This is a genomic window from Bradyrhizobium genomosp. III, from assembly GCF_000261705.1.
Lineage (GTDB): Bacteria > Pseudomonadota > Alphaproteobacteria > Rhizobiales > Xanthobacteraceae > Bradyrhizobium > Bradyrhizobium ottawaense.
In genome coordinates, this window is sequence record NZ_AJQF01000215.1 from 1 (window position 1) to 8,899 (window position 8,899).

At 66.0% G+C, this 8,899-nt stretch carries 7 protein-coding genes and 1 pseudogene; 5 read left to right on the top strand and 3 right to left on the bottom strand.

The window, feature by feature from the left end; translation table 11 throughout:
* A pseudogene (locus IC66_RS0118660) lies at positions 1-270 on the top strand (sulfite exporter TauE/SafE family protein); the annotation flags it as partial.
* A 179-nt stretch (positions 271-449) separates the two neighbouring features.
* Here IC66_RS0118660 and IC66_RS0118665 read toward each other — a convergent pair.
* Positions 450-1,841, bottom strand: coding sequence for a flavin monoamine oxidase family protein (locus IC66_RS0118665; protein ID WP_038948633.1), 1,392 nt, complete (start codon positions 1,839-1,841; stop codon positions 450-452).
* 192 nt (positions 1,842-2,033) lie between these two features.
* Between IC66_RS0118665 and IC66_RS0118670 the strand changes: the two genes are divergently transcribed.
* Positions 2,034-3,011 (top strand): YiiX/YebB-like N1pC/P60 family cysteine hydrolase, encoded by a 978-nt coding sequence (locus IC66_RS0118670; RefSeq protein WP_038948634.1) that lies wholly within the window; start codon positions 2,034-2,036, stop codon positions 3,009-3,011.
* 193 nt (positions 3,012-3,204) lie between these two features.
* Here the strand turns inward: IC66_RS0118670 and IC66_RS0118675 are convergent, their stop codons facing one another.
* Positions 3,205-3,480, bottom strand: coding sequence for a metal-sensitive transcriptional regulator (locus tag IC66_RS0118675; RefSeq protein ID WP_007598521.1), 276 nt, complete (start codon positions 3,478-3,480; stop codon positions 3,205-3,207).
* Positions 3,481-3,545: 65 nt separating this feature from the next.
* Here IC66_RS0118675 and IC66_RS0118680 point away from each other — a divergent pair, with 65 nt between their 5' ends.
* From IC66_RS0118680 to IC66_RS0118690, 3 genes are all read left to right on the top strand, one after another.
* Complete coding sequence (locus IC66_RS0118680; RefSeq protein ID WP_038948635.1) at positions 3,546-5,996, top strand: heavy metal translocating P-type ATPase; 2,451 nt, start codon at positions 3,546-3,548, stop codon at positions 5,994-5,996.
* Between the two features lie 58 nt (positions 5,997-6,054).
* Positions 6,055-6,501 carry a nickel-responsive transcriptional regulator NikR gene (nikR, locus tag IC66_RS0118685; protein WP_038948636.1) on the top strand — a complete coding sequence of 149 codons (447 nt, stop codon included), beginning with the start codon at positions 6,055-6,057 and terminating at the stop codon, positions 6,499-6,501.
* Between the two features lie 222 nt (positions 6,502-6,723).
* Entirely contained in the window at positions 6,724-7,464 is a 741-nt protein-coding gene (locus IC66_RS0118690; RefSeq protein ID WP_038948637.1) for a sulfate transporter family protein, read from the top strand.
* 6 nt (positions 7,465-7,470) lie between these two features.
* Here the strand turns inward: IC66_RS0118690 and IC66_RS0118695 are convergent.
* Positions 7,471-8,899: MFS transporter (locus IC66_RS0118695; protein WP_038948638.1), on the bottom strand; the 1,429-nt coding region annotated here is incomplete at its 5' end.

Below are 8,899 nucleotides of genomic sequence, written 5' to 3' on the forward strand. Positions count from 1 at the left end.
ATCGCGCCGATCGTCGCGCGCGCCAATATCGTGCTGTTCTTCGGCGCGTCTGATTTCTTCTCGATGATCAGTTACGCGTCCACGGGTCTGATCAGCCGCGAGTCGCTCGTGCTCTCGCTGATCGTCGGGCCGGTCTATGCGGCTGGCGTCGCATTCGGCGCCTCGCTGTTCGGCCGCGCCAGCGAGAAAGTATTTCGCGCGATTTGCTATGGTCTAATCGCGATGGCGGTGATCGCGGGACTGCCGGTGCTGGACGGGGTGTTGCGCTGATTATCTCCGCTGTCGTCCCTGCGAACGCAGGGACCCATACCGCGTGATCTATCGATAAGACACAAGTGACAGTCCCGACGACGATCTCTCAACTGCGAGGCTTCGTCAAACGTCTCCCTGTGGTTATGGGTCCCTGCGTTCGCAGGGACGACGGCGGAGTGTTTGGCGGCTTGATTGCCTTATTGCCGCGGCATGCGGCGCTTCTTCGTCGATTGCGTCGGCACATCCGCCGAATCGTCCTTGAGCGCACCGATCTTGCGCAAGGCTGCGTCCGCGGCGCGCTCGCCGCTTTCCCAGGCGCCGTCGACGGTGCCCCACAGCGTCTCGTGCGTGGCTTCGCCAGCAAGGAACACGTTGCCGATCGGCTCGCTCAGGATTTTTCGCGACAGCTGGCCGCCAGGGGAAGCCGCCGACATCGCACCCAGGACGTAGGGCGAGGCGGTCCAGCGCGTAGCGCTGGTCTTCCCGACGGCAGCCGCAGCCTCGCTACCGAACAATTTCGTGATCCATTCCCTGGCGAAGGCGACCATCGCCTTCTCGCCCTGCTCGGAGAGATCGCGGCCGAACGCGCCGCCGACATCGATCGAGCACAGCGAGGAGCCGCCGATATTGGCGTACATCAGCGCCGTGCGCGCCGAATTGCTCTGCTCGATAAGGATATCGTCGCGCGACAGGCCGAGCGGATTGCCGGGCAATTGCAGCACGATCCGATCATAGCTGCCGAGGCCCAGCTTTGACGCCGCGTCCAACGTGCGTTTGGGAATGTCGGGCGTGAACTTGAGCGCGCCCGATGTCAGCACGTTGGTCGAGACCGTGACGATGACGGCGCGCGCGGCGATCTTGCCGGCTTGCGTCTCCACGGTGACGTCGCGGTTGCTCCAGCTGATGCGGCTCGCCGGCGTCGACAGCGCCACCGGCGCCTGCTCGCCGAGCTTGGTGATCAGCGTGCCCAGGCCCTGACGGCAGGCGATCGCCGCGTTGCGATCCTGCGCGCGTCCCTTGTCGATCGCGGACAGCTCCTTCAGGTCCTTGCCCGCAAAGCCCGCACCCAGCATGAACTCGGCCGCGCCCGTCCAGTCGCCGAGATCCTTCGGCAGCACGGAGGCGCAAGAGGTATCCAGCTTGGCCCGCGAGGCATCGTCGATGGCACGATTGGCGCGCACCAGCGCCGCCAGGAATTGCTCGGTCTCGCCCGCGCGCGCGTTGCGGCGGCCGATGCGCATCTTCTGGCCCGATGGCGCCGGCAGCACGTCCAGCCCGACACTGCGCGCCAGCCGGATCATCGGATTAGTGTCGGGATTGTGCATCCAGCGCGCACCGCGGTCGAACGGCACCTCGAAGGTGGTGCTGTCGGTGATACAGCGGCCGCCGATCTGCGATGCCGCTTCCATCACGAGGACCTTGCGGCCCGTCGCCATGATGCGCCGCGCCGCAGCGATTCCCGCGGCTCCGGCACCGATCACGACGATGTCGGCCTCGCGCGGCAGGGGCGCGGCGGTTGCGCGCAGGACCGGCATTGCGGCGGCAAGACCCGCCGACGCCGAAAGGAAACCGCGGCGCGTGATTGTCATGTCATGGTTTCCGAGGACTTGCGGCGAACGGGAACAGTCAGCGAACCTTGCCGCATCTGATGTTGCACGGCAACCATCATGGTGAATCAATCGTGCCTGAAGTCACGGAGTGATGAACCGAATTGCAAGACGTTTCGACCATGATAGAGAAGGGAAAAAGACGGCCGCAAAAGGTCGTGGGGGGAGTTGGAAATGGGGACGGTCCTAGATTCAGTCGGCAAGCTGATTGCCGCGTACCTCTCCAAGGAGGTGCCGGGCTACGAGCCGTTCACGCCGAGCGACCCGGAGCACCTGCGCGGCGTGATCGAGCCCGGCGACGTGCTGCTGGTCGAGGGCAACAACCGTATCTCCGGCATCATCAAATATCTGACGCAGTCGACCTGGTCGCATGCCGCGCTCTATGTCGGCCCGGTCGAGGGCGCCGCGGAGGCCGACGGCGAACCGCATGTGCTGATCGAGGCCAATATCGGCGAAGGCGTCACGTCTGCGCCGCTGTCGAAATATTTCCCGTATCACACCCGGGTCTGCCGCCCGGTCGGGCTGTCCTACGAGGACCGCACCACGGTCTGCCGCTATGCGATCAACCGCATCGGCTTCGGCTACGACACCAAGAACATCGTCGACCTCATGCGCTTCTTGTTCCCGTTGCCGGTGCCGCAGCGCTGGCGGCGACGCATGATCGCGATCGGCTCGGGCGATCCGACCAAGATCATCTGCTCGGCGCTGATCGCGCAGGCGTTCGATGCGGTGCGCTATCCGATCCTGCCCAAGATCACCAAGGCCGGCAGCCGCGCCGCCCGCCGCGAGATCCTGCACATCCGCGATTCCTCGCTCTACATGCCCCGCGACTTCGACATCTCGCCCTATTTCGAAGTCGTCAAACCCACCATCGTGCACGGGTTCGACTACACCGCCCTGCACTGGGCCGACAAGCAGAAGCCGCTCGAGGAGGTAGCGGGCACATTCAGTGTGTTTCCAGAAACGATCAGTGCGCCGCCGCTCGTTCCTGAGGCGGTTGACCAAGAGGCGCCGGCTGAAATTCCGGCTGCGCAAGTGAGTGCACAGCCTGCGGTGACGGCTGAAAGCGTTCCCGGGCCTGTCCCGCTGCTGAAGAAGCTGGCGATGTACCGCCCGAGGCGCCGTGGCCGGGCGAGAGAAATTGCGGCGTAACCGCTGTCGTCCCTGCGAAAGCAGGGACCCATACCGCGTGATCTATCGAGTGGTCGCGGTAGACATACCGAACAACGAGTCTTCGCCAACATCTCCCTGGGGTTATGGATCCCTGCGTTCGCAGGGACGACACCGGAGTTATGGCGCGATCTCGCTCAACAACAATCATCACGAGCGCAGCGACGGTGAAAACCTACCGCTCCGCCCGTCCGATCACCGCCATCAGCTCCGCGATCTTCTCGCGTTGGTCGGCCTTGTCGCCGCTCGCGATCGCGTGCTCGACGCAATGGGCGACGTGGTCCTTGAGGACCTCTTCCTCGACCCGGCGCAGTGCGGCACGCACCGCCGAGATCTGCGTCACGATGTCGATGCAGTAACGGTCTTCCTCCACCATTTTCGAGAGGCCGCGAACCTGGCCCTCGATCCGGCCGAGGCGTTTTCCGACAGATGCCTTGATGTCCTTGCGCATGGGGTCTATATACCCCTACCGGGTATAGGTTGCAAGACCCCGGGTATAAGGCCGGAGCAAGGGCAATGAACGAACACAGGCATCATCAGGGCGGGGACGGACATTCCGGATGCGGTTGTTCCGCCAAAACGGAAGCGACCAAGCCGGCGGCGTCCTCCTGCTGCGGCGGGCACGGCAATCATGCCGGCCACGGCCATCATCACGCGCATGACCATGGCGATGCGGCCAGCAAGGTGCACGACCCCGTCTGCGGCATGACGGTCGATCCTGCAACCTCAAAACACCACCTCACACATCACGGCGAGACCTTCCATTTCTGCTCGGCCGGCTGCCGCACCAAATTCGCCGCCGATCCCGCAAAATATCTCGCCAAGGACAAGGCGCCCGAGCCGGAGATGCCGGCTGGCACGATCTACACCTGCCCGATGCATCCGGAGATCCGCCAGGTCGGACCCGGCAGCTGTCCGATCTGCGGCATGGCGCTGGAGCCGGAAGTGGCAAGCCTGGAGACCGGCCCCAACCCCGAGCTCGCCGACATGACGCGGCGGTTCTGGATCGGCGGCGCGCTGGCGCTGCCGGCCGTGGTGCTGGAGATGGGGGGCCATCTCGCGGGCCCGCACAATTGGATCGATCAGACGCTGTCGAACTGGATCCAGCTCGCCTTCGCCACCCCCGTGGTGCTATGGGCCGGCTGGCCGTTCTTCGTTCGCGGCTGGCAGTCGCTGCTGACGCGCAACCTCAACATGTTCACGCTGATCGCGATGGGCACCGGGGTTGCCTATGTCTACAGCATCATCGGCACCGTCGTGCCGCAGATCTTCCCCGCCACGTTCCGCGGCCATGAAGGTGCTGTTGCCGTCTATTTCGAAGCGGCTGCCGTCATCACCGTGCTGGTGCTGCTCGGCCAGGTGCTGGAGCTGCGCGCCCGTGACGCAACCTCCGGCGCGATCAAGGCGCTGCTTCAGCTTGCGCCGAAGACCGCGCGCCGCGTCGATGACGACGGCGGCGAGCACGAGGTCGAGATTGACGCGCTGCATGCCGGCGAACGCCTGCGTGTCCGTCCCGGCGAAAAGGTGCCTGTCGACGGCGTGATCCTCGAGGGCCGCTCCTCGCTCGACGAATCGCTCGTCACCGGCGAGTCCATGCCGGTGACGAAGGAGAGCGGCGCGAAGGTGATCGCCGGCACGCTGAACCAGTCGGGCAGCTTCATCATGCGCGCCGACAAGGTCGGACGCGAGACGCTGCTGTCGCAGATCGTGCAAATGGTCGCGGACGCGCAGCGCTCGCGCGCGCCGATCCAGCGGCTGGCCGATCAGGTCGCGGGCTGGTTCGTGCCCACCGTCATCGTCGTCGCGATCGCCGCCTTTGCCGCCTGGGCCTGGTTCGGACCTGAGCCGCGGCTGGCCTTCGGCCTGGTCGCTGCCGTCAGCGTGCTGATCATCGCCTGCCCCTGTGCGCTGGGCCTCGCAACCCCGATGTCGATCATGGTCGGCGTCGGCCGCGGGGCGCAAGGCGGCGTGCTGATCAAGAACGCCGAGGCGCTGGAGCGGATGGAGAAGATCGACACGCTGGTCGTCGACAAGACGGGCACGCTGACCGAGGGCAAGCCCAAGGTGGTCGCGATCGTGCCGGCGTCGGGTTTTGCGGAGGATGACATCCTCAAGCTTGCCGCCAGCGTCGAGCGCGCCAGCGAGCATCCTTTGGCCGACGCGATCATGCGCGCCGCCAAGGAGAAGCAGCTGGCCCTCGGCCAGGTCGAGCAATTCGACTCGCCGACCGGCAAGGGCGCCACCGGCAAGGTCGACGGCAAGACCATCGTGCTCGGCAATGCCAGATATCTGACGTCGATCGGCATCGACACTACCGCGCTCGACACTGACGCCGAACGGCTACGCCAGGACGGCGCCACCGTGATCAACATGGCCGTCGACGGCCGGCTGGCCGGCCTGTTCGCGATCGCCGATCCGGTCAAGGCCTCGACCCCGGAGGCGCTGAAGGCGTTAGCTGCCGAAGGCATCAAGGTGATCATGTTGACCGGCGACAACCGCACGACGGCCGAGGCCGTGGCGCGCCGGCTCGGCATTGCCGAGGTCGAGGCCGAGGTGCTTCCGGACCAAAAGAGCGCGGTGGTCACCAGGCTGCAAAAGGCCGGCCGCAGCGTCGCGATGGCCGGTGACGGCGTCAACGACGCGCCGGCGCTGGCCGCCGCGGAAGTCGGCATCGCCATGGGCACCGGCACGGATGTGGCGATGGAGAGCGCGGGCGTGACCCTGCTCAAGGGCGACCTCGTCGGCATCGTCCGGGCGCGAAAGCTGTCGCAGGCGACGATGAGCAACATCCGGCAAAACCTGTTCTTCGCCTTCATCTACAACGCCGCCGGCATTCCGATCGCGGCCGGCATCCTCTATCCCGCCTTCGGCGTGTTGCTCTCGCCGATCATCGCCGCGGCGGCGATGGCGCTGTCCTCGGTGAGCGTGGTCGGAAATGCGCTGCGGCTGCGGGCGACGCGGCTGTGAGGGGGACGAAATCCGTGTAAGACAGGTCCATTCAGCGGGTACGCGCGGAGAGGACCTGATGCAGCGAATTACCATCACGATCGAGGACGATCTGCTGGCGGAGATCGACGCGGCGGCGGAAGCCCGTGGCTACCAGAACCGCTCCGAGATCATCCGCGATCTCGCCCGCGCCGGCCTGCAGCAGAGCACCGAGGACACCGCCCAGACCGGCCAATGCGTCGCCGGCCTCGTCTATGTCTACGACCACGCCGCCCGCGATCTGTCAAAACGCCTGGTGCAGGAATTCCACGGCCATCACGACCTCGCGCTGGCGACGCTGCACGTCCATCTCGACGACAACAATTGCATGGAGATGACGGCGCTGCGCGGCGATGCCGCCGAGGTCAGGCATTTCGCCGACCACATCATCGCCGAACGCGGCGTGCGCTACGGCCGCGTGGTGATGATCCCGACGGGCGAAGGCAAGCAGGCCAAGGTGCGGAAGCACGGGCACCGGCATGGGTAGGAGCGAGCTTGCGTGCCCCGGACGCGGCGCAGCGCTTCTTCAGCGGTGCGCCGCTGAGCCGGGGCCCATCTCGCCGCAAGCTCCTGGGTCCCGGCTCAGCAGCGCGTCATTGCATGCCGCACTGCGTCCGGGACACGGTCGTGCCTTGGGCAGCCGCCCTCCCTTGCCGAAGCCGCATTGGGTGTCTACCTCTCGCAGGGTGTTTACCTCAGAGGGTCCCCCATGCTGGATGCCGCCATCAAGGCGCTGTCGCAAATGATCTCGCCGCCGATGCGCTCGATCCTGTGGCGATCGGTCGGGCTTGCGCTCGTGCTGATCACCGTGCTGGCGATCGGGCTGCAGCGGCTGCTGAGCTGGTTTGCGACCTCCGGTGAGGTCTGGCTGGAAGGCCTGCTCGGGCCGGGCTGGCACACCTCGCTCGAGGTCTTGTCCTGGATCGTCTCGATCGCGGCGGGCCTCGGCGTCGTGTTCGGCGGCGTCTTCCTGATGCCCGCGATCACCTCGCTGGTGGCGAGCCTGTTCGTCGACGACGTCGCCGACATCGTCGAGCGCGAGCATTATCCCGCCGAACAGCCGGGCCTCGCGCTGCCGTTCAGCCAGGCGATCTTCGAGGGCATCAAGACCGCGCTCCTGACCATCCTGGTCTATCTGATCGCGTTGCCGCTGGTGCTTTTCGCCGGCGCAGGCTTCCTGATCTTCTTCCTCGCCGCCGCCTGGCTGCTCGGCCGCGAATATTTCGAGCTCGCCGCGATGCGCTTCCGCTCGCCGGAAGAGGCCAAGGCGATGCGGCGCGACAATGCCGCCACCATCTTCACCGCCGGCCTCTTCATCGCCGCCTTCGTCTCGATCCCGATCGTGAACCTGGCGACGCCGATCTTCGGCATGGCCTTCATGGTCCACATGCACAAGCGGCTGTCGGGCCCGCGGCCCGAGCTGATCGAGCCGGCGCGGCAGATGCGGTAACGCGCTCTACGTCACCTGCACGCCGCACTTGCGCAGCACCGTCTTGGCGAAGCCGAATGGCGCCGGCGTGAACGGGCCGGCCGGCGCACGGGTGATCAGTGCGAGGACACCGAGCGCGGCTATCGCGAGCCAGAAGCACAGCCAGAAGCCGTCGATATAGGCGAGCACGTTGGCCTCGCGCTGCACGATGCCCGCCAGCGTGCCGATCGCACGCGGCTGTGCCAGTCCGGCGCCGTGGGCAGCGAAGTGATCGGCAAGCTGCTTCAGCATCCGCACCACGTCCACGTCGCCGACGCCGAGGTTCTGGCCGAGATAGAAGGAGTGGACCTGCTCGCGCACGCGCAGCCATGTCCCCATCAGCGCCACGCCGATCTCGGCGCCGCCGAGCCGCATGATCTGGATATAGGCGGCGAACGACGTCGCGCGGCTCGGGTCGGAGTTCGACAGCAGCGTGATGATCAGCGGCAGCAGGGTCAGCGACTGCCCGATCGCCTGGAGCAGCACGATGCCGACAAAGTCCTCGCGCGCCCAGTCATGGGTGAGCTGCGTGCCCCAGAGATTGGCGGCGGCGAAGCAGGCGAAACCCACGACAATCACGGTGCGCGTATCGAAATGCCGCAGCAGCCAGATCGAGAGCGGCACCAGCACGAACATCGGGAGCGCGCCATAGGTGAGCAGCAGCACGCCGCTCTGCTCGGGCCTGAGCAGGGCGATGGCAGCGAGGAAATTCGGCACCAGCGAGGCGTTGGACAGGCTGGTCAGCGTGTAGAGCAGGATCAGCACCAGCCCCAATCCGATATTGCGCGAGAACAAGACGTTCACATGCGCCCAGGGCTGCCGCACCAGCGACTCGTTGACGAGGAAGCCTGCGAACAGCACCGCGCCACCGACGAGCAGCGCCATCACCGTTCCCGAACCCAGCCAGTCCAGCCGGTTGCCCTGATCGAGCCCGGCGTAAATCATCGCGACACCTGCGCCGAGCAGCAGCATGCCGCCCCAATCCGCCTCGCGCAGCAGCGCGCGGTTCACGGGCTCGTTCGGTGTGCCGAGATAGACCATCAGCCCCATCAACGGCGCGATCACGACGCTCTGCCAGTACAGCCATTGCCAGCCGAGATGGTCGACATAGAAGCCGACCAGCGAGCTCGAGGTATCGAGCGCAAAGCCGACGCGGATCGAATAGATCGAGATCGCCGGCAGCCACCACCGGATCGGCAGATTGCGGAACACGATCATCAGCGTCGCCGGCACGAAGGTGCCGAGCAGGAGGCCATGCACGACGCTGAGCGCGAGCAGCGTTGGATAATCGTGCACGAAGGGAACGATCAGCGAGATGACGGCATAGACCAGGCTCGGAACGCCAAGCACGCGCCGCAGCCCGAACACGGTCGCGAGCCATGCCACTGCCGGCGCGATGAAGATCTGCGAGCCGATG